This window comes from Pseudoalteromonas sp. Isolate3, assembly GCF_022398505.1.
GTDB classification, from domain to species: domain Bacteria; phylum Pseudomonadota; class Gammaproteobacteria; order Enterobacterales; family Alteromonadaceae; genus Pseudoalteromonas; species Pseudoalteromonas apostichopi.
Map to the genome: position 1 here is coordinate 1 of NZ_JAKEVN010000072.1, position 21,725 is coordinate 21,725.

The 21,725-nt window shown below is 40.5% G+C and carries 22 protein-coding genes and 1 pseudogene; 8 read left to right on the forward strand and 15 right to left on the reverse strand.

Translation table 11 applies throughout. The features are described 5' to 3' along the window. Window positions 1–90 precede the first annotated feature (90 nt). From fabF to yceD, 7 genes are all read right to left on the reverse strand, one after another. A complete protein-coding gene (fabF, locus tag L1D46_RS13820; protein WP_054554715.1) occupies window positions 91–1,329 on the reverse strand; it encodes a beta-ketoacyl-ACP synthase II in 1,239 nt (412 codons plus the stop codon). A 117-nt stretch (window positions 1,330–1,446) separates the two neighbouring features. Continuing rightward, window positions 1,447–1,683 carry an acyl carrier protein gene (acpP, locus tag L1D46_RS13825; protein ID WP_016707440.1) on the reverse strand — a complete coding sequence of 79 codons (237 nt, stop codon included), beginning with the start codon at window positions 1,681–1,683 and terminating at the stop codon, window positions 1,447–1,449. A 238-nt stretch (window positions 1,684–1,921) separates the two neighbouring features. Next, window positions 1,922–2,668 carry a 3-oxoacyl-ACP reductase FabG gene (gene fabG, locus L1D46_RS13830; RefSeq protein ID WP_130051612.1) on the reverse strand — a complete coding sequence of 249 codons (747 nt, stop codon included), beginning with the start codon at window positions 2,666–2,668 and terminating at the stop codon, window positions 1,922–1,924. An 11-nt stretch (window positions 2,669–2,679) separates the two neighbouring features. Beyond that, entirely contained in the window at window positions 2,680–3,606 is a 927-nt protein-coding gene (gene fabD, locus L1D46_RS13835; RefSeq protein WP_167657743.1) for an ACP S-malonyltransferase, read from the reverse strand. Window positions 3,607–3,676: 70 nt separating this feature from the next. Continuing rightward, window positions 3,677–4,705, reverse strand: a complete 1,029-nt coding sequence (gene plsX, locus L1D46_RS13840; protein WP_054554712.1) for a phosphate acyltransferase PlsX — start codon at window positions 4,703–4,705, stop codon at window positions 3,677–3,679. A gap of 11 nt (window positions 4,706–4,716) precedes the next feature. Then, window positions 4,717–4,887 (reverse strand): 50S ribosomal protein L32, encoded by a 171-nt coding sequence (gene rpmF, locus L1D46_RS13845; RefSeq protein WP_036967969.1) that lies wholly within the window; start codon window positions 4,885–4,887, stop codon window positions 4,717–4,719. Between the two features lie 10 nt (window positions 4,888–4,897). Beyond that, the gene (gene yceD, locus L1D46_RS13850; RefSeq protein ID WP_130051614.1) at window positions 4,898–5,422 is read right to left on the reverse strand and encodes a 23S rRNA accumulation protein YceD; all 525 of its coding nucleotides are present in this window, start codon (window positions 5,420–5,422) and stop codon (window positions 4,898–4,900) included. Window positions 5,423–5,563: 141 nt separating this feature from the next. On the opposite strand from yceD, the gene L1D46_RS13855 reads away from it, so the two are divergent. Beyond that, entirely contained in the window at window positions 5,564–6,160 is a 597-nt protein-coding gene (locus L1D46_RS13855; protein ID WP_239977695.1) for a Maf family nucleotide pyrophosphatase, read from the forward strand. Here the strand turns inward: L1D46_RS13855 and L1D46_RS13860 are convergent. Then, window positions 6,108–6,800: an HAD-IA family hydrolase gene (locus L1D46_RS13860; protein ID WP_167657744.1), complete on the reverse strand. Its 693-nt coding sequence runs from the start codon at window positions 6,798–6,800 to the stop codon at window positions 6,108–6,110. The two genes, L1D46_RS13855 and L1D46_RS13860, sit on opposite strands and share 53 nt — an antisense overlap. Beyond that, entirely contained in the window at window positions 6,787–7,755 is a 969-nt protein-coding gene (gene rluC, locus L1D46_RS13865) for a 23S rRNA pseudouridine(955/2504/2580) synthase RluC (protein WP_130051617.1), read from the reverse strand. Before rluC ends, L1D46_RS13860 begins: the two co-directional genes overlap by 14 nt. A 619-nt stretch (window positions 7,756–8,374) precedes the next feature. On the opposite strand from rluC, the gene rne reads away from it, so the two are divergent. Next, window positions 8,375–11,533, forward strand: coding sequence for a ribonuclease E (gene rne, locus L1D46_RS13870; protein WP_239977696.1), 3,159 nt, complete (start codon window positions 8,375–8,377; stop codon window positions 11,531–11,533). 205 nt (window positions 11,534–11,738) lie between these two features. Here the strand turns inward: rne and L1D46_RS13875 are convergent, their stop codons facing one another. From L1D46_RS13875 to yejK, 5 genes are all read right to left on the reverse strand, one after another. Further along, on the reverse strand, window positions 11,739–12,623 hold the full coding sequence (locus tag L1D46_RS13875) for a PhzF family phenazine biosynthesis protein (RefSeq protein ID WP_130051619.1): 885 nt from the start codon (window positions 12,621–12,623) through the stop codon (window positions 11,739–11,741). Window positions 12,624–12,776: 153 nt separating this feature from the next. Next, a complete protein-coding gene (locus tag L1D46_RS13880) occupies window positions 12,777–13,142 on the reverse strand; it encodes a cupin domain-containing protein (protein WP_239977697.1) in 366 nt (121 codons plus the stop codon). Window positions 13,143–13,144: 2 nt separating this feature from the next. Next, window positions 13,145–13,666: a GNAT family N-acetyltransferase gene (locus L1D46_RS13885; RefSeq protein WP_239977698.1), complete on the reverse strand. Its 522-nt coding sequence runs from the start codon at window positions 13,664–13,666 to the stop codon at window positions 13,145–13,147. Then, window positions 13,667–14,116, reverse strand: a complete 450-nt coding sequence (locus L1D46_RS13890) for a DUF3291 domain-containing protein (protein WP_130051622.1) — start codon at window positions 14,114–14,116, stop codon at window positions 13,667–13,669. It lies immediately after the preceding gene. A gap of 184 nt (window positions 14,117–14,300) precedes the next feature. Further along, window positions 14,301–15,317: a nucleoid-associated protein YejK gene (yejK, locus tag L1D46_RS13895; RefSeq protein ID WP_239977699.1), complete on the reverse strand. Its 1,017-nt coding sequence runs from the start codon at window positions 15,315–15,317 to the stop codon at window positions 14,301–14,303. A 63-nt stretch (window positions 15,318–15,380) separates the two neighbouring features. Between yejK and L1D46_RS13900 the strand changes: the two genes are divergently transcribed. The 6 genes from L1D46_RS13900 to L1D46_RS13925 all read left to right on the forward strand — a co-directional run bounded on the left by L1D46_RS13900 (window position 15,381) and on the right by L1D46_RS13925 (window position 21,217). After that, a complete protein-coding gene (locus L1D46_RS13900; RefSeq protein ID WP_036967930.1) occupies window positions 15,381–15,593 on the forward strand; it encodes a DUF1414 domain-containing protein in 213 nt (70 codons plus the stop codon). Between the two features lie 5 nt (window positions 15,594–15,598). Further along, the gene (locus tag L1D46_RS13905) at window positions 15,599–17,092 is read left to right on the forward strand and encodes a DUF3413 domain-containing protein (protein WP_239977700.1); all 1,494 of its coding nucleotides are present in this window, start codon (window positions 15,599–15,601) and stop codon (window positions 17,090–17,092) included. Window positions 17,093–17,167: 75 nt separating this feature from the next. Then, entirely contained in the window at window positions 17,168–17,647 is a 480-nt protein-coding gene (locus L1D46_RS13910; RefSeq protein ID WP_130051625.1) for a DUF4124 domain-containing protein, read from the forward strand. Window positions 17,648–17,906: 259 nt separating this feature from the next. Next, window positions 17,907–19,631 (forward strand): bifunctional isocitrate dehydrogenase kinase/phosphatase, encoded by a 1,725-nt coding sequence (gene aceK, locus L1D46_RS13915; protein WP_130051626.1) that lies wholly within the window; start codon window positions 17,907–17,909, stop codon window positions 19,629–19,631. Between the two features lie 16 nt (window positions 19,632–19,647). Further along, window positions 19,648–20,586: a LysR family transcriptional regulator gene (locus tag L1D46_RS13920; protein ID WP_130051627.1), complete on the forward strand. Its 939-nt coding sequence runs from the start codon at window positions 19,648–19,650 to the stop codon at window positions 20,584–20,586. A gap of 187 nt (window positions 20,587–20,773) precedes the next feature. Next, entirely contained in the window at window positions 20,774–21,217 is a 444-nt protein-coding gene (locus L1D46_RS13925) for a PA2169 family four-helix-bundle protein (RefSeq protein ID WP_054554697.1), read from the forward strand. 315 nt (window positions 21,218–21,532) lie between these two features. On the opposite strand, the pseudogene L1D46_RS13930 reads toward L1D46_RS13925, so the two are convergent. After that, a pseudogene (locus L1D46_RS13930) lies at window positions 21,533–21,725 on the reverse strand (group II intron reverse transcriptase/maturase); the annotation flags it as partial.

A 21,725-nucleotide genomic window follows, 5' to 3' on the forward strand; every position in this document is an offset into this window, starting at 1 on the left:
GGTTATTTTTATTGTTTGTTTTAATTTATTCATACAAAAAAGCCCAGTTAAACAACTGGGCTCTTCTTTTTAGTCCGTTGTTAAAAAGAATTATACCTTTTTAAACAGCAACGAGCCATTAGTACCACCAAAACCAAATGAATTACATAGAGCGTAATCCAATTTAGCGTCACGTGCAGTGTGCGGTACATAGTCTAAATCACAGCCTTCATCTGGGTTATCAAGGTTGATTGTAGGGCTTACTTTCTGATCAACAAGTGACAAGATAGTAATGATCGACTCTACCGAGCCAGCAGCACCTAACAAGTGACCCATCATTGATTTCGATGAACTTACCATCACATCTTTCGCCGCATCACCAAAAATAGTTTTAACGGCTGATGTTTCTGCCTTATCGCCTGCATTAGTCGATGTTCCGTGAGCATTAATGTAGCCAACTTGGTCTGCATTAACTTGTGCATCGTTTAGGGCATTTTCCATCGCCAGTGCTGCGCCTGCACCATCTTCAGGTGGAGATGTCATGTGATATGCATCACCACTCATACCAAAACCAACGAGCTCAGCGTAGATTTTCGCGCCACGTGCTTTAGCATGCTCATATTCTTCCAGTACGATAACACCTGCACCATCAGCAAGAACAAAACCGTCACGGTCTTTATCCCAAGGGCGTGATGCTGCTTGTGGATCATCGTTACGGGTTGATAATGCACGTGCTGCATTAAAGCCACCCATACCAATTGGTGTCGATGCTTTTTCAGCACCACCGGCTACCATTGCATCTGCATCGCCGTATGCAATCATACGCGCAGCATGACCAATGTTATGTAGACCTGTAGTACAGGCTGTAACGATTGAAATATTTGGACCACGTAAGCCGTGCATAATCGATAAATGACCAGAGATCATATTGATAATGGTCGAAGGCACGTAGAACGGAGAAAGCTTTCGCGGGCCGCTATTTAATAGTTTAATGTGGTTTTCTTCAATTAAAGTTAAACCACCGATGCCAGAACCCACTGCTACACCAACACGGGTGGCGTTTTCTTCAGTGATCTCTAGACCAGAATCTTGTAGTGCTTGTACACCCGCTGCAATGCCATATTGGATAAACAAATCCATTTTCTTTGCATCTTTCGGTGACATGTATGCTGATGCATCAAAGTCATTCAGCAAACCTGCGAATTTGGTGCCGAAACTTGAGGTATCGAAATGCGTGATAGTTTGAATACCACTTTTACCGTTTAACAAACCTTGCCAAGTAGATTCAACATCATTACCTAGCGGTGTCAACATTCCTAAGCCAGTTACGACGACTCGACGTTTAGCCACGGGTTGCCTCCAATAAGGAAATTATTTTAGGTGGGGTGTATACCAAATTTATTAGTATCATTCTTCAGATAGACTAAGGGCAGCTTAATGCTGCCCTTAAAATCAAAATGCGTAAAATTACTCAGCGTGAGCTGTAACGTAATCGATTGCAGCTTGAACTGTAGTGATCTTTTCAGCTTCTTCGTCTGGGATCTCAGTGTCGAATTCTTCTTCAAGAGCCATTACTAGTTCTACTGTGTCAAGTGAATCAGCACCTAGGTCATCAACGAAAGAAGCTTCATGTTTTACTTCTTCTTCTTTAACACCTAGTTGCTCAATGATAATTTTCTTTACGCGTTCTTGGATGTCGCTCATTCTTCTTTCCTTTATTAAAAACGCCAATGCGTTATTTTCAGATTGCGGCGTAGTTTACGCCGCATAATTCTGTGATTCAAGGATTTGCTGATAATTACTTATCTGGTCAAACCTCTCGAATAGTATTTGTTCATTTATCGCTTATTTTCATAGCGAATTCAAGTATGTTTAAAGCAAGATCACAAAAAATTCAACAATTTTCGATAATCTTTCGTTAGCAAATTTCTGCCAACTTTCATTAGACCATGTACATCGCGCCATTTACGTGCAATGTTTCGCCTGAAACATACGCAGCAGCGTCAGATGCTAAATAACATACCGCAGCAGCAATTTCATCAGGTTGACCTAAACGTCCTGCAGGTACATTTGCAAGCGTAGCCGCTTTTTGGTCTTCAGTCAGCTCATCTGTCATATCTGTTTGGATAAAACCAGGTGCAACAACGTTTACAGTGATGCCACGGGATGCAACTTCGCGTGCTAATGACTTAGTAAAACCAATTACACCCGCTTTCGCTGCAGCATAGTTAGCTTGCCCCGCATTACCCATAGTGCCCACTACAGAACCGATATTAATGATACGGCCATTTTTCTTTTTCATCATAGGGCGTAAAACAGCCTTAGATAAACGGAAAATTGAGCTTAGGTTAGTGTCGATGATGTCATCCCACTCACCGTCTTTCATACGCATTAATAAGTTATCGCGAGTGATACCTGCATTGTTAACTAATACATCGATATCACCTAAATCAGCCTTGATCGCAGCAAGTGTCGCCTCAATCGATTCAGGATCTGTAACGTTAAGAGCATAACCTTTACCGTTGTCACCTAGGTATTCACTGATTTTAGCAGCACCTGATTCACTTGTTGCTGTACCCGCTACTTTTGCACCTTGTGCAACTAGCGTGTTTGCAATCGCTTTACCAATACCACGGCTTGCACCAGTGATTAGGACAACCTTGCCCTCAAGAGAAAATAAATTTGTCATTCTATTCCTACTTATTTCGCTTCATCAATAGCAGCTTGCGTATTAACCGCAGCACATACCATTGCTTTATCAATTCGTTTTGCAAGACCCGTTAGTACTTTACCAGGGCCAAACTCATAGCTTTGTGTGATACCTTGCGCAACTAATGCTTGTACTGTTTCAGTCCAGCGAACTGGGCTGTATAGTTGACGTACTAATGCATCTTTAATTGCTTCACTTGATTGCTCTGCTTTTACATCAACGTTGTTGATTACATCACACTTAGGTGTATTAAATGTTAAAGCAGCTAAATCAGCAGCTAATTTCTCAGCAGCTGGTTTCATTAGTTCACAGTGAGAAGGTACGCTTACTGCAAGTGGTAAAGCACGTTTAGCACCTGCTTCTTTACATGCCTCTGATGCACGCTCAACTGCCGCTTTATGGCCGGCAATAACAACCTGGCCTGGTGAGTTGTAGTTTACTGGTGAAACAACTTCGCCATTTGCTGATGCTTCACACGCTGCTTTAATTTCGTCGTCACCTAAGCCGATGATTGCAGCCATAGAACCAACACCCGCAGGTACTGCTTCTTGCATGTATAAACCACGATTTTCAACTAGTTTAACGGCTTCGCTTAAGCTTACAACGCCAGCACAAACTAATGCTGAATACTCACCTAAACTGTGACCGGCCATCACAACATCGGCATCAGGGTTTGCGTCTAACCATTGACGGTAAATAGCTACACTAGCAGTTAAAAGTGCTGGTTGTGTACGATGGGTTTGATTTAATTCTTCTTCTGGACCATTTAGTACAAGTGCAGCTAGATCATAGCCAAGAGCTTCGGATGCTTCAGCGAATGTTGCTTTAGCAATCTGTGAATCAGCTAATAGTTCAGATAACATGCCCACAGTTTGTGAGCCTTGACCTGGAAATACGAGTGCAATTTTATGTGCCATACTTTGCTCTTATAATTAAACAAAAAAATATTCTGTAGCAGGCAGCATAACAAGTTTTAGATATGCTGCACTACTTTGTTGTTGGATGTGTTTGCTCAAAAATCGCAGCGATTTTTTCAGGGAGTTGGCGTTCGACTTCCCGCGCGGCTTCATCAATAGCTGCATGAAACGCCTTCGGTGAGGCATTGCCATGGCTTTTAACAACAATACCGCGCAATCCTACCAGACTTGCGCCGTTATACTGGTCGGGGTTCACCCGCTTGTAGAGTTTTTTTATCACCGGACGTAATAAAAACGCTAAACTTTTGTATAAGAAATGTTTGTGTAAGGCTTTGGTGAGTTTGTGCATGATCAGTTTGGCAATACCTTCACAGGTTTTTAATGCCACATTACCTACAAATCCTTCGCACACAATAACATCGGCTTTTCCGCTGAAAATATCACTACCTTCACTGTAACCAGTGTAGTTGAGATATTCACACTGCTGCATTAACTGTGCAGCTTGTTTTATTCCTTCATGCCCTTTGATGTCTTCAGAGCCAATATTCAATAAACTAACTCTTGGGTTATCACAGCCAAGAGCCTGCCCTGCTACCACAGAACCCATAATGCCAAATTGATAAAGAGTTTGTGCATCACAATGCACATTAGCACCTAAATCAAGTAAATAGACTGGGTTTTTACGTTCGGTTGGAACGGCTGAGATTAATGCAGGACGTTTTACGCCTGGAAGCATCTTTAATACGTAATGCGCCATAAAAAATAACGCGCCTGTATTTCCAGAACTTACACACGCTTGCGCTTCACCCGACTTGACTAAATCGAGGGCAACTCGCATTGATGAATCTTTTTTAGAACGAACCGCTGAAGCAGGTTCACACGCATTTGTCACGACTTCGCTACAATGACGAATAATTAAACGAGGGTGCGAAACAGAATCGAGTGCTTCGAGTTCTTTTAGAATAACTTGCTGATTACCACATAAGATGAGTCTTAAGTTGGTATTAGCATTTACCGCTTGCACGGCAGCGGGGATAGATGAACGGGGGCCGTAATCGCCCCCCATCATATCTAACGCTATGGTTAGATTGGTCAGCATATAGCAATCTCTTAGTTAGAAATTACTTTAACGCCTTTGTAGTAACCGTCAGCAGTTACGTGGTGACGACGGTGAGTCTCACCAGAAACTTGATCTACAGTTAAAGTTGGACCACTGATCGCATCGTGTGAACGGCGCATGCCGCGTCTTGCACGAGACTTTTTGCTTTTTTGTACAGCCATTAGTCTTCTCCTAAGAATCTTTCTTAAGTTGTTTCAAAATATCAAATGGATTTGGTTTGTCATCTTTTGCTGCTAATTTACCAAAGCTAGTAGGCTCTGATGAATAACTGCACGAAGCTTCGTTGTGTGTAGGCACTATTGGAATCGCTAAAATCAATTCGTCTTCGATTAACTCAAATACGTTGATTTCACCGTTTTCGTCCAGTTCTACTTCATCGTAGCCTTCAGGAAGATGATCTGACTCTGCATCCAAACCAACTGGCGAATACACAAAGTCTTGATCCAAATCCAACCCTAATTCACCATTACAGCGTTGACAAGTTACAGTTACATGTGTTGATAAGTTTCCACTTATTACCACTAAACCTTGCTCATCAATTTTGCAATGAATCTTTACCGCTATTTCACCTACTTCTTCCTGCACAACTTGCTCTAAACGAGAAAGTTTTTCAAGCGGGACAATACCGTCATACGTTAAACGATGTTGAGCTGCTTTGCTGGGATGAAGAGTGATGGGAATTTTCACCTTTTGCATAGGGGCTGCATCATATAGATAGTTAGTAAGTTAGTCAAAGTAAAAAACCAATTTTGATAGGTTTTTAACGATCTTCTGCTTTGTTTTCGGATTCATTGTGGCTTATCCTTGGCAAAATACAATTTTTATCCAGAATTTATTATGAAACCAACACTTATATTAGCGTCCAGCTCACCTTTTAGACAGCAATTATTAACTAAGTTTAACTTACCTTTTCAAAGTTTTTCACCAGATATAGATGAATCCCCTATTGCAGCTGAAACGCCAGAACAATTAGTTGCACGTTTAAGCGAGCAAAAAGCCCGAGTTGCCAAACAACATTTTAGTGAGGGTTTAGTTATCGGCTCTGATCAAGTAGCGGTATTCAACGATACAATTTTAGGTAAACCTCATACTAAAGAGAATGCTATTAAGCAGCTATCATCGTTCAGTGGCCATACAGTGACCTTTTTAACCGGTTTGAGTGTATTTGATATACAAAGTGATGAAGCAATTACCACAGTAGTCCCATTTGATGTGACATTTAAAACACTCACACTTGAGCAGATCAATGCTTATTGCGATGCAGAGCAGCCATACAACTGCGCAGGCAGCTTTAAAAGTGAAGGGTTAGGCATCTGTTTATTTGAAAAGCTCAGTGGCGATGACCCTAATACATTGATAGGTCTGCCACTGATCACATTAACTAAAGTGCTGGCTGAGTTTGGTGTTGATATATTGATGCTTCAAGGGAAGTAGTTAAAACTTGCAATAGCTGTTGATATGAATCGACAACACATAACGGCGTGTGTTGTTGTAACTGCGCCGGGCTATGAGCACCAAAACTCACACCAATACAAGCAATACCTGCGGCATTAGCCATTGCCATATCGAGTTGGCTATCGCCAACCATCACAGCATCACGTTTAGCTATACCCTGCTCTTGTAAAATTTGCTCAAGCATATCCGGTGATGGCTTAGACTTAGCATCATCTGAGCATTTTACAGTGGCAAAGTACTTACCAAGGCCTGACTCGTTAAGTAGTCTATCGATGCCTTCACGACCTTTACCGGTAGCCACTGCCAATTGCATACCTGCGTCGCTTAGCTGCTTTAGTACAGTTTCTACATCAGCAAATAAAGGCGTGGGTGTGACATCTAACTCACGATACTGCGCTTTGTAAGCTGCAACCAGTTCATCGTTTAAATGTAAATGAGCAGGAAAAAGCGCCTCTGTAGCCTTTGCTAGCGACAAACCAATCACATCTTTTGCTTGCTGAACTGTTGGTACAGCAATACCGAGCTGTCTTGCTGTATTTTGCAAACAAGTAACGATTTTTGGCACAGAGTCCATCACTGTGCCGTCCCAATCGAAAATAACCAGCTTAAACTTGTTCATTATCTGCACGTAGCTTTTTAATGCAGTTTTTAAGTGCATTGTCTAATGGTGCCTCAACATGCATGGTTGTTTCGTTTTTAGGGTGCATAAAACGTAAATCATGAGCATGTAAAAACAAACGATTTAAACCAGTTAGCTTGTTCACGTATTGATCAAACTCTGCAACACCGTATTTATCATCACAAGCAATCGGGTGACCTTTACATTGTGTATGCACACGAATTTGGTGAGTACGCCCTGTTACCGGCGACGCTTGCACTAGTGAGCACTCAGCATATCGCTCAAGCACACGAAAACGTGTATGTGATGGTTTACCTTCAGTATTATCAACGCGTACAACACGCTCACCTGACTTCAACGTGTTTTTACGAAGTCCTTCGGTAACATTTTTTGTTTTAGAGTCCCATTGGCCATCGACTAACGCCCAATAGTTCTTTTCCATGGTTTTTTCACGTAACTGCTTATGCAAATCAGTCAACACAGAACGACGCTTTGATATTAGCAAGCAACCTGATGTGTCACGGTCTAAACGGTGAACAAGCTCTAAGCTACGCTCCTCTGGACGAAGTACACGAAGTGCTTCAATTAATCCATAACTCAAGCCACTGCCGCCATGCACAGCCATGCCCGAAGGCTTGTTGATCACCATTAAATACTTGTCTTCAAACAAAATGGCGTCTTCAAGCTGTTTTACCTTATCGAGTTTTTTTGGCACAAACTCTTCTTTTTCAGCCACTTTAATAGGTGGAATACGAACTACATCATTTAGTTGTAGTTTGTAGACAGGTTTTATGCGTTTTTTATTTACTCGCACTTCGCCCTTACGAAGGATTTTATAAACTGCACTTTTAGGCACACCTTTTAGGTGAGTAATAAGAAAGTTATCAATACGTTGACCGAGATGGTCTTCACCTATGGTAACAAACGAAACTTGTAAGCCGGTTTTTTCTGACATTGCCTAATCACTGATTTAAGTAAATAATTTAGTTGCTAACGCGACGGTAATAGTGGGATAATCACCGTCGCGAACATAAAGTTTGCAAGTAACAACGGTGCTTTTATCACATTAATACATTCGTGAAGCATATTCTGGGTTGCCGATCATACAGATCCGCGCTAAGTTTTCCAAAGCTTTTATAATTACCCAGCCAACACGAGCGTTCAATTATCGGCGATGCGCGTAATATATTGCCTGAATAATTTGAGCACGAATGTTGATTAATGAACATAAAAAGCAATTGAACAAGATAAATTGACTGATAGTGACGACGTAGCAACGTCATTCAGATACAGCTGTTGTAGCAAGACATTGAATAAAAATTTGAACATGGTCGACTTCGGGACAGAACTCGTAAATTAAAACCGCAGAATTGGCGGCAGTTTTGACACCAAAAAGAATTTAATAACGTGACAACATGTTATTGTCAGCCACACTTAGTGATGCTCAATGTAAGCAAGCAACCTCAGGTTTTGACTTTAACCAGTCGTGAGACTGCACAAAAACAACCGTCAGAAACCACTGAACAGACGAGTTTATATCGTCATGTCAGCGACAGAATTAGTAGAGTAACAATATGAAACGTATGCTAATCAATGCGACGCAGCAAGAAGAAATGCGCGTTGCACTGGTTGATGGCCAGCGCCTGTATGATTTAGACATAGAGAGCCCAGGTCACGAACAAAAAAAAGCAAATATTTACAAGGGTAAAATTACCCGTATCGAACCGTCACTAGAAGCAGCCTTTGTTGATTATGGTGCTGAAAGACACGGTTTCCTTCCTCTTAAAGAAATAGCTCGCACCTACTTCCCACAAGGCTATACATTCCAAGGTCGTCCAAATATCCGTGACGTGATCAAAGAAGGCCAAGAAGTAATCGTGCAAGTTGATAAAGAAGAACGTGGCCAAAAAGGCGCAGCGTTAACTACTTTTATCAGTGTTGCAGGTAGCTATTTAGTACTTATGCCTAACAACCCTCGTGCGGGTGGTATTTCCCGCCGTATTGAAGGTGACGAGCGTACTGAACTTAAAGAAGCACTAAGCCGTTTAGAATTACCTAAAGGCATGGGCTTAATTGTTCGTACTGCAGGTGTTGGTAAATCATTTGAAGAACTGGATTACGACTTAAAAGCACTATTAGTGCATTGGCAAGCAATTCAGCAAGCAGCTGATAGCGGCCCTGCTCCGTTCCTAATTCACCAAGAAAGTAACGTAATTTTCCGAGCAATCCGTGACTATTTACGTCGTGATATTGGTGAAATTTTAATTGATAAAGCACGTGTATTTGAAGAAGCGAAAGCGCATATTGAGCGTTTCCGTCCAGATTTCATGAGCCGTGTTAAGCTTTATCAGGGCGATGTACCACTATTCACTCACTACCAAATTGAAAGCCAAATTGAGTCTGCTTTCCAACGTGAAGTTCGCTTACCATCAGGTGGTTCAATTGTAATCGACCCAACTGAAGCGCTAACGTCTATCGATATCAACTCATCAAAAGCCACTAAAGGCGGTGATATTGAAGAAACAGCACTTAATACCAACTTAGAAGCTGCAGACGAAATTGCCCGTCAATTACGTTTACGTGACTTAGGTGGCCTTATTGTTATCGACTTTATCGATATGACACCACCACGCCATCAACGTGAAGTTGAAAACCGTTTAAAAGACGCTGCTCGCCCTGACCGTGCCCGTGTACAGATTGGTAAGATCTCACGCTTTGGACTGCTTGAAATGTCGCGTCAACGTCTGCGCCCTTCATTAGGTGAAGCAAGCCAAGGCCCATGTCCTCGTTGTAATGGTCAAGGTACGATTCGTTCTAACGAGTCAATTGCATTGTCTATCCTTCGTTTAATCGAAGAAGAAGCAATCAAAGACAACACATCTCAAGTAAATGCACAAGTGCCTGTTGCTGTTGCCGCTTACCTATTAAACGAAAAACGTCGTAGTGTTCAGCGCATCGAAAAGCGTCATAACGTTGATGTTGTGATCATTCCTAATCAACACATGGAAACACCTCATTACGAAGTAGTTCGCTTACGTAAAGACGAAACAATCGAAACAGTAAGCTACGAGCAAGTTGTTGCTCCTGAGCCAGAAGCATTTGAAATGGCTAAAGCGCCTTCAGCACCAGTTCGTGAAGAGCCGGTTCTAAAAGGTGTAGTAATGCCTACAACACCTGCTCCTCAAGCTGCGCCTAAAGTTGAACAAGCCACTCCTGCGGCTAAAAAGTCTGAAGGTGGTTTATTTGCTGCAATTGGTAAATTCTTCAAATCATTATTCAGTAATGCCGAAGAGGAAGCTGAAAAAGAGCAAGAAGAGAAAAAGGCAGCACAAAGACGTAGCAATAATCGTCGCAACAACGACAACCGTCGCCGTAGCAACAATCAACGTCGTCGTAATTCGCGCAATAAGCGTCCTGATGATGCACAAGCTAAAGAAGAAAACACAAACACTTCTAATAAGCCTGAGCAAAAAGAAGGTAACGAGAATCGCAACAAACGTCGTCGTAATTCTAACAACAGAAAACGTAATGAAAAACGTAATGATGATGTAGAGCAAACGACAAAAGATACTGTACAAGAAACGCAAGCTGAGCAACCAAAGGAAACTAAACCTAAGGTTCGTCGTCAACGTCGTAACTTACGCAAGAAAGTTCGCGTACAAGATGAAAATGCAGATGATGCGAATACAGTAAAAACAACTGAAACAGTTGAGCAAACTGCAAAAGCTGAAAAGCCAGCTAAGCCTGCAAAAGAAACAGTAGCTGTTGAGACTGAACAAGCAGAACAATCAGTTTCTGAAAAGAAAGTTCAAGCTAAACCAGTTAAAACAGAAGCTGAACCTAAACAAACAGAGCAAATTGAATCTGTTGAAGCATCAACAGACGAAGAGCAAGCGCAACCTCGCACTCGTTCTCGTCGTTCACCACGTCACTTACGTGCTGCTGGTCAACGTCGTCGTCGCCCTGAGCAAGACGAGAAGTCGAGTGATGACAAAACTGATGCTCCTGCATTCATTCCGGTTGCTGATCAAGCTGCTGCTGAATATGAAGCTGAGCTAAAAGCCAAACAAGCTCAAGCTGGAGAGACAGTAAAAGCTGAAGAACCAGTAGAAGCTGAAAAACCAGTAAAAGCTGAAGAACCAGTAAAAGCTGAAGAACCAGTAAAAGCTGAAGAACCAGTAAAAGCTGAAGAACCAGTACAAGCTGAAGAACCAGTACAAGCTGAAGAACCAGTAAAAGCTGAAGAACCAGTAAAAGCTGAAGAACCAGTACAAGCTGAAGAACCAGTACAAGCTGAAGAGCCAGTAAAAGCTGAAGAGCCAGTACAAGCTGAAGAGCCAGTACAAGCTGAAGAACCAGTACAAGCTGAAGAACCAGTACAAGCTGAAGAACCAGTAAAAGCTGAAGAGCCAGTACAAGCTGAAGAGCCAGTACAAGCTGAAGAGCCAGTACAAGCTGAAGAGCCAGCACAAGCTGAAGAGCCAGTACAAGCTGAAGAACCAGTGAAAGCTGTAGAACCTGCTAAAAATGAAAAAACTGTTTTAGTAAAAGGTTCAGCAAGCGCTGCAATGGCAAAACCTACGCCAGTTGCAGATAGTGAGCCAGAGCCAACACCAGCGGCTATGGCGCATGACAAGCGTACAGCTATTCCAGATAGCGGCCTTCGTGCAGGTTCAATTAAACCTGCTGGCAGAGCCAGTGCTGATATGGCAAAAACCTTAGCGGCTGATTAATTTAGTCGCTTAACTAAAAAAGCCGCGTTTTATAACGCGGCTTTTTTGTGTGTAATGTTTTTAAATAATACCAATTCGCTTAGTTAAGTGATCTATTTTGAGGCAAGGAAACCTCGTTGATAGCAAAGCAAAAATTTCGTTATTTAGTTGTTCTAAATCAGAAATTTTTAACGCAGGTAGCGACAGGTTTAATCCCTCAAAATGATTAAGTATTATTGCTGATTGGTATAACAATATCTTGTGTACCTAGGTGAGTTGCATAGCCGCCCACAAGCACCTTATAAACACCCTGCTCGTTCGAATAAACACTGGCTGAAATGTGTGAACTGCACCCCATTGCTCGGCCTTGTTCAAACTTAAAATGATTTTCTTGCTGTACAAATACATGCTTTGATAAGTAGCATGCAAGCGCACCACTGGCGCTACCGGTTGCTGACTCTTCGGGTATACCAACCAAAGGCGCAAAGTTACGGCAACTTGCGGTCAGCTCACTTTGCTCTTCACATAATTCAAAGGCATGAACACCAATTACATTATGCTGTTGGCAGAACTCGCTAAGCGCAGCTTCATCGATATTGATTTTATCTAAGTAACCATTGGGCACTGCGATAATAATATCCGGTAAACCTGTAGTTATTACATCTATTGGCAAGCCTGTTTCTGCGAATGTTGTTTCACAAAGCCCTAGTAAGTTTGCAAAGTCACCATAAGCCAAGTTGCCAAGATATTTTGGCAAGGCTTGCTCCATGGTAATTTGCCCGTCTTCGGCAATTGTTACACCTAACAAACCCGCTTTTGTTCGCTGAGTGTAATTACCTGCGTTTAAAATACCTTGGTCATATAAGGTAGCAAACACCGCAAGTGTTGCGTGTCCACAAAAATCAACTTCTTCGGTTGTAGTAAAAAATGATACAGCAAAGTCAACTTCATGATCTTGCTCTACAAAAGCCGTTTCTGAAAAGCCAACTTCTTTTGCAATCTTCAATTTTTCTGTATCTGAAAGATTGTCAGCATTTAATACCACGCCTGCAGGGTTACCACCTGCTCCCTCTGCTGTAAATGAGTTAACTAAAAATGCAGTTACTGTCATTATTTTTTCCATACTTAAGTTAAAAACTAGGTATTGCACTTGCGCCATAATATATCGATATGTCTGTAGTGCTATAAAAGTTGAGATCTAAATTGGCTGTTTTATACAAGGAATATAATTCTTACGATTCTAAATCTAACACCTAAGCTGACGTTACACCCATACATCATTAACCGCGGTCAACTGCCCACCTGCATTACCTGTATTTACAACCCCTTTAGGTTCAACAAGCATTATTTTACATTCTGTGTCTGCCTTTGGTTTATGTTCAACGCCCTTAGGAATTACAAATAATTCACCAGCTTCTAAAGTCACTGCGCCATCCCTAAACTCAATTTCAAGCATGCCTTCAATAACAATGAATACTTCATCAGTATCAGGGTGATCATGCCAAACAAATTCACCTTCAACTTTAGCGAGTTTAAATTGATAGTCATTCATTTCAGCAATGACCCTTGGCGACCAATGCTCTGTGAATTTAGAAAACTTGTCTTTAAAGTTAACTGGTTTGTAAGTCATATTTATTCATCTCCGAAACGATCTTTGTGTAAGTCAAATTCATAAAATAACATTCCATTTTCCTTTGAAGCTTGTTCTTCAAAAGCCAATTTTTTTAAAAGCTTAATCGATGGTGTATTTAACTCATCAACACCAGCAATAAGCTTACGCCAGTATGAATGAGTACAAGCGAGGTTTATAAAGCCCTGCAATAACTCAAGTGCAAGACCCTGCCCCCAATACTGCTCAGCTAACAAATAACCGATATGAGCATCATGCTTTTCGGTATATACAAATAAAAGCCCAATAACTTCTTGATGTTGAGATTGCAGCATTAATAGACGGCACTCGTTAAGCATGTTAGCCAGCCACTTTTCAGCTGCAGCTATAGAATCTACCCCCTGAAAATAACTAGGTAAGTTTGTAACTACAGCAGGTGTTAATATCGCAGGTAAAGCGTTAACTAAAGTAGTTCGCTCTGACTTAGTGTCATTCGAGTTTAATTCAATAACGTTTAGTCTCTGTGTATTAAATGAAAGATTCATTTAATCTCTTAAATCTTCAGCTGTAAAATTACTTTTAAATGTAAAAGCATAAGGTGTGTCACCGTTTGTACGAAGATATTGCAACTTCTCTAATGCTTCTTGAGGGGTTGGAATATGCTTATCTTCAATCCACCATAAAACATAACTATCTTCAGCTAAGCGATGAAACCATTCAGCTTTTCTACGCATGAAATCTCTGTGATGAGTGCGAAACATAAAATTTTTAAGATCTTCAACGCTTTCCCACACAGACATATTGATAATCATATTCGGATCATCAAATAACTTAATATTGGTAGCATCACCTGATTCGTCTTTTAATCGCCATACAAATCCAGCACTGTTTTCAGCAACGCCATTTATTAAATCGAGATTGTCTACAAAATCTTTTATTTCTGGCGCATCCAATGGATATTTGGCAAGAGCTATATTTAGCTGAGCAAGTTTCATCTTATGACTCTCCATAGCCATAGGGAAGTTTGTACCTTTAGTGTATTAAAATTAAGCTATATATCAATAACAAAGTTATTGAAAATCAAACCTAACTTATCTAATGTTTTTGTTCATAAATAAAAAGCCCAGCTAGTGCTGGGCTAAAAAGTGTTATCTATCTTCATATTAAAGTTGAGTCAAATTAACTCTCTTCCTGCTCCATAAAACGCTGTAGCTGGTCTTTAAGGTTAGGTGGAATACCTTTGATCACAAGTGTATCCGTAGCCTCGTTGTACATTACACGCTCACCTAAGTGTTTACGTTCAAAGCTCACGCTGACACCACCGCCCATGCCTGAGAACTTCACCATACTAGTGACTGTTTTCTTATCAACAGGGAAAGACTCTTCTAAGTCGTAACTTTGCTCTTGGCAAAAGCTGTCAAATGAACTGTCTTCATTTTTCGATAAGGTTGCAGAAAGTTCTTTAACGTTGGCATCTTCACCTGTTGTCACGCAATCATTACAGTAATCAAATACTTGCTTGCGTAGCTCGTCTTTCTCTGACTTATCGTATTGTTGCTCAGATAAGTAATCTTCTACAGCATTTAACATGACTTGGCTTTGCTGTTTAGGATCAATGCCCTCTTCGCAGCCTAAAAAGTCTAAAAAGAAGTCAGCAACTTTACGACCCGCACGCCCTTTAATAAACGACACATAGCGGTTATCTTCTGGTTGTGTATCCCACGCAGTTAAATCTACACGTGCAGCTAGTTGCATACGCGAAATATCTAAGTGGCGTGATGATGCTAGATCAAGCTCAGAAGTAATTGAATAATGCTCTTTAATATTGATCATCGCAATTAACAAGAAGTCACTTGCCACATATTGATAATGGCAAAAAACTAAATAACCCGTTTCGTTAAAAGCATACTTATTTAACTCTTCTTTAAGCACATTCGTTGCTTGCTCTGTCATGTGCCAAAAGCCTAGTTCATTGTTACGGTAACTTTGCATTGCTGAAGCAACAATGCTGTTTTTCTCGCCGCTGAATGCACAGTAGCCTTTACCTGGCTTACCATTATATGCATGGTGTAGCTGCTCAATAAAAACGGCTACTTTATCGTTAACAACCATCTCATCATTGCGTAAATGAATATCTGTATCGTCATCTTTTTTGTCTACATAATGAACGACTAATTTTTTAACATCTATTGTCATCTTTGTTTTTCACGCCTCTGGTGTTAAAATACGGGAATATAACTCTTTTTATCGAACCAACTGATGCCTATCATATCAAAATATTCTAATGAGCAAGTAGAACAAATCGTTGATCAGCTGATTGATGTACTAACAGAGCACAAAGCGCCTGTTGATTTAAGCCTTATGTGTTTAGGAAATTCTATCACGCATATTTTAAAAGAGCATGTACCATCAGAGAAAAGACAAGCTGTTGCCGACAACTTTGCCAAAGCATTAGCACAGTCGGTTAAATAAGATTTATGAATTTATCGCAACAAAGTCAGTTTTCTTCAAAAGTAAGTCAGCTTTTAAGTTGGGGCCATTGGTTCACTTTTGCCAACATAGGTTTAGTGCTATTTATTAGCTTAAGCTACTTAGTCGCAGACAGTGCACCAACCACTTTTATAGGCTATGTTTACATGCTCGTGACTTGGTTAAGTCACACGAGCTTTATTACTTTTATTGCCTTTGTTTTAACGATATTTCCATTAAGCTTAGTGTTTCCATACCCTCGGCATATTAGAGGGATGGCAGCAATTATCGCAACACTTGGGGCATCATTCTTAACGCTTGATGCCTATGTGTATTTCAACTTGGGTTATCACCTCAATACTTCTGCCCTACCAGAGATAGTTTCTTTATTGTGGCACCGTTTAACAAGCTCACCCGCATTAACAACGATTCTTGCAGGCGGTATTGTTCTGCTAATTTTAGCGTTTCAATTATTAGTCAGTAACTATACTTGGCACCATTTGGCGCGTTTAAAGCAATATAAATTCCCGCGCTATGCAACCAGCACTATCTTAGTGTGCTTTGCATTAAGCCACAGTATTCATATTTGGGCTGACGCTAACTTAAAATTTGATATTACTAAGCAAGATAATGTATTGCCATTGTCATACCCAACAACAGCAAAAAGCTTATTAGCAAAAAATGATTTACTTGATATCGAAAGCTATAAAGAAGCTCACGATGTTAGGCTAGACCCACATAATATTAATTACTTAGCACCGGCCCCACTTGCCGAGTGTAAGGCTGAGTCGAGTGCTACTATCGATATTTTAGTATTTGAAAACAATACTGATCTTGAGAAATATGTTGCCACTGAGCCGGCACTGCGTAAAACCGATTTGTTCTTACAGCCTGTTGAAGCCGAAGATACTTTATTTAGTTTAGTGTATGGCCTGCCAGCATTTTACAAAGCACCTATTCTAGACAAGCAGCAACTACCTGTGTGGCTTACTGATAATCGCTCAATTCAAATTAATGGTTTTGAACAATTCGAATTTATTAATAACGACGATCAAAACCCTGCGGTACGTTTAGTACGTGCAGATGCTGCAACACAAACTCGCGAATCTGCCAATGCCGTATTTGCTTTTAGCCTTGCTAAAGAAAGCAATGGCATTGTCACAGCCTCACGTCTATACAGCTCAGATAAAAAAGTTGTACAAACCGATGGGCTTATTCAACCAAGCGATATTATCGCCACCAGCGTTGGTCACTATCTTGGCTGCAAAACATTAGCTAAACAAACCATGTTAGGTAGTAACCTATATAAACGTCATGATGACACTGGCGTAAACTACTCGCAAAATGTATTTATCGCATTTAAAAAAGACCGAATCACCCTGATTGATTCTGATGGTAATTTTAAAAATATTTCAGCAGCACAAGGCTTTGCAATTGAACAAGGGTTAGATATTCCATTCTTAGTGCAAAGTATTAAAAAACTGAAGCGATATACGCCTTAGAACTTATTGATAAATCAATAATATGAACTAGCTTTAGATATTAGACACCTTATTTGATTAGGAGACACGGATGTCATGAAAGCCATAATCATTTACCTTATATCAATAGCCCTACTGTGTTTTTCATACAACTCGATGGCTGCCACCACTGAATACTATAAATGTGTTACAGACAGAGGCACAATATTTAGTGAATTTCCCTGCGGTAGCCGCGCAATAAAACATAAGATCCAAGTAACCGACCCAGACTTACAAGCTCCGAAAAACTTTGTTAAAGAGCTTAATGAGCTCGAACGCCAGCAAATTATCAGGAATATTGAGGCTGAAATTCGCAGTTATAAGTACCGTTTAGATATTTTAAGCCGCAACCGAGATAGAGCTCAGTATCAACAAGAACAACGCCTAAATCGTATTTTGTCTGATAAAGAAGCTAAGCAGATTAGTAAAGACATCAAAAAGCAACTGAAAGCAATTAACAAGCAATATGGGCGTGACGTGAAAAGTGTTAATAAAAAACTCGCAAAACTTGAGAAAAAACTAGCTCGCTATAATTAAATACACTTTACTATTGGGTTTAAAGAATAAATAACATATTCTTAACACCTATAGAGTTATTGCTCTATGTTGGTATAAGACCAACACGCTTAATTAAGTGAACTATTCTGATGCAATAAAACCTTGTTGATAACAAGGCAAAAATGTCGTTATTTAGTTGTTCTAAATTAGAGATTTTTAACGCAGTTAGCGACAACTTTAATCCTTCAAAATGATTAAGTATTATTGCGGGTTAGTATGATTGTTAGAAGGAGTTTATATGCAGCCACAACACATTGCAGAGTTAATTTTATCTGGGTTTCGCAATCACTATAAACTCTTTCAAGCGATCACTGCCAAAGCGCCACTCGCGTTTGCAAACCGCGATTGGCAAAAAATAAATGAGATAAGCAAACTCAGAATTAGCCATTACGATGATCGGGTTAACGAAACCATTGCTAAGCTCAAATCGCTTAATGAACAGCAAATTATTACCTTAAACCAAACCTGCTGGCTTGAAACTAAACAACTCTATCAACAATTTTTGCGCTTTCACCCTCAAGCAGAACTCGCCGAAACCTTTTACAACTCGGTGTTTTGCCGCTTATTTCATCGCCGTTATTTTAATAATGACTTTATCTTTGTTAAAGCAACTTTAGCGGATGCTCCAGCATTACCGATGGAAGTAGAGTACCGAAGTTACCACCCTGTTGTTGATGGCCTAAGACCCACGATACGCAAAATTATTAACCAGTTTGATTTTAAAGCGCCCTTTGTCGATTTAGAACGCGATATCCGCTTGCTGGTAAAGGCCTTTTATAAGCAAGCACCCGACACACATCACCAAGCATGGCAAATGCGCTTTGATATACTGCAAGCCCCGTTTTACCGAAACAAAGCTGCTTATATTGTTGGCCGTGTGGTATCAGAAAGTGGCGTACAGCCATTTATTATTGCGGTGTTGCATCATGAAGACAAAGGTCTATACCTCGATGCCCTACTTACCAAATCATCGCAAATGCGGGTTATTTTTGGTTTTGCGCGTGCTTATTTTATGGTTGAAACCCATGCGCCATCTGCGTTAGTACGCTTTTTAAATCAGCTTATGCCGAACAAAACTCTGGCAGAGCTTTACAATGCAATAGGTTTTCATAAACAAGGTAAGACCGAGTTTTACCGAGAGTTTTTAAGTCATTTAGAGCATTCAAACGATCAGCTCGTTATTGCCCCTGGTACACCCGGGATGGTGATGATGGTATTTACCCTGCCTTCGTTTGGTTATGTATTTAAAGTCATTAAAGACACCTTTGGTGAAAGCAAGCCCTTTGGCCGCGATACCGTACTAAAACGCTACCAATTAGTAAAAAGCCATGACCGTGTTGGCCGCATGGCCGACACCATAGAGTATTCGAACGTCGTATTTCCACTGGCTCGATTTGATAGTAAATTACTTGAAGAGTTACATAAAACCATTGGTTCTTCGATGATAATTGAAGGCGAATGGTTAATCATCAAGCATTTGTATATTGAAAGACGGATGACACCGTTAAACCTGTATCTTGAAAATGCCAGTGAACAACAAGCGTTTGAAGCAATAGAAGAATATGGTCAAGCTTTAAAAGAAATGATCGCCGTAAATATTTTCCCAGGCGACATGCTGTTGAAAAACTTTGGGGTGAGTAAACATAATCGCATTATTTTTTACGACTATGATGAAGTTCAGTACCTAACAGACATGAACTTTCGCGCCTTACCAAAAGCAAAGTCGTACGATGATTACTTAACCAATGAGCAAAGCTACTCTGTGGCACCACAAGATGTGTTTCCAGAGCAATTATGTACCTTTGTGACAGCAAACCCAGTGTATAAGCAATATTTATTAAGTACACACCCTGAGCTTGAAGATCCAGCCTATTGGCGACAGGCACAATACAATTATAAGCAAGGTGTAGTTAGCCACATTTATCCATACCCTGCTGCACAACGATTTATCCATTATTGGTAAACACCAAGGACACACAATGAATATAAGTAAAATAGATTTAAACTTACTTGTTTACCTAGATACCTTACTAAGAGAGTGTAATGTAACTAAAGCTGCTAATCAGCTGAGCATTACCCAACCTGCCATGAGTAATGGCCTAAAAAGACTCCGTAATTTATTTAACGACCCTATTTTAGTGCGTACCAGTGAAGGGATGGTACCAACTGAGCGTGCAAAAGAATTACAGCCGGTGATCCGCGGCATTTTAATGACTCTTGAAGAAACACTTGCACCAAACCGCGAATTTGAAGCATCACAAAGTAAGCGTGTATTTCGTATCATGGCCAGTGACTATGCAGCAAGTACCCTTGCCCCACGCTTATTGAGCAAATTACACGAAGAAGCGCCCGATACCACACTCGATATTTTGACTCCAAGTGATGTAACCTTCCACGATGTTGAAAACGGTAAAGTGGATATGGCTATCAACCGTTTCGAAAACTTACCGCAATCGTTTCACTATAAACAAATTTGGAAAGACAGCTTTTGTTGCTTAGTAAAAGCAGATAACCCAATTATCAAAGACTTCAGCCTAGACAGCTATTTAAAAGCCCGTCATATCTGGGTAAGTAAAACAGGCTTTGGTGTAGGTGTTGGGATGGACCCTAAAGATGTGCAAAAGCTAGGTTGGGTAGATGAAGCGCTCGCTCACTTTGGTAAACACCGAAATATTGCCACCTTTACTCGTAACTACCACGTTGCCATTCACTTAGCGAAAGAACAAAACTTAGTAGCAACTTTACCATCTAAAGCGGCAAATATTTATTTAGACGATCCGGGCCTTACAATTCTAGAGCCGCCATTCCCTATTCCACCATTTGAGCTAGATATGATTTGGAGCCCGCTGCTACACCGCGATGCAAGCCATATTTGGTTACGCCAAAAAGTTGCAGAAGTAGCCGACGAGCTTAAGTAAGATTTTACCACTGAATTTGTAATTATTGCTGATAAGCAACGTGTTAGCTTAGCTTATCAGTAATCCCCCCTCCTATAAAAAAACTACAACCACTTGAAATACAATAACTTTATATTTAAGTGATGAACTGGAATATGCTTTGCAAGTATCTAATTACATTGTTTTTAATATTCAAAAAGAGGTCATTATGAATACTCATCAAGGACAAGACGTTCATCATATTGCAGATATCATTCAAGTTATGAATAGCGGTATCGATTTTTATGAAAAAGCACAGGAAAAAGTAACCGACCCAAGCATTATTGCCTTATTTCAACGCATGATAGATGCGCGTAAAGTAAGTGTTGAGCGCTTACAACCTTATGCCATTAACGAAAATGGCGAGCGTGAAAATGGCTCTGACTTTGCTGTAGAAGCACGTAAAGCCTATACATCTTTAATAACTAAACTTGGTGCAGACAAAAACGCCACGTACGTTAGCGAACTTGAAGAAGTTGAAGATAAAACACTAGCTGAAATCAAACACGCGCTTAAAAAACCACAACCACATGACTGTGAAGCAGCATTATCAAAAACCCTGCTGACAATTCAAAGTTGTCATGCTGAAATGAGTAAAATGAAAAAGCATTAAATTGTGAGAGTGCAAAGCCCAGTTAAGCTGGGCTTTTATCTGTTTAGATATAGATAAGCGGTGTGTATCTCACCTGAGAGTTTAACTCTTAGGTTTAAACATCTATTGAGAGACAGCAACAGCTTAATTCACCATCCGAAGTGCGAGCTTTCCCTAAGTTCCGCTAAGTTCCAATTTCTGACCATCAAGCTTGACTCGTTAATGTCGGATAGACGACACCTGTTACCAAGTGTCGCCCTCCTAAGAACCGTACGTGCAACTTTCACTGCATACGGCTCAAGCCTTCACGAAGGCACCTAATTGGTACCCAGCAACTTATAAAGCAGCGAGATTAGGCTCATTCCAAGAGTTGCGGCATTGCCTCTTTGCTTTTCTCTTTGCCAAGTATTCTTGGTATAAAGGATCAAAAGGCGTAGCTTCACTCCTGATTTTCACATGTCTCTCTATTGGCACCTTAGCTATTTGAAATAGATTAAACTGACAATCCATGTTCATGTTCATGTTCATG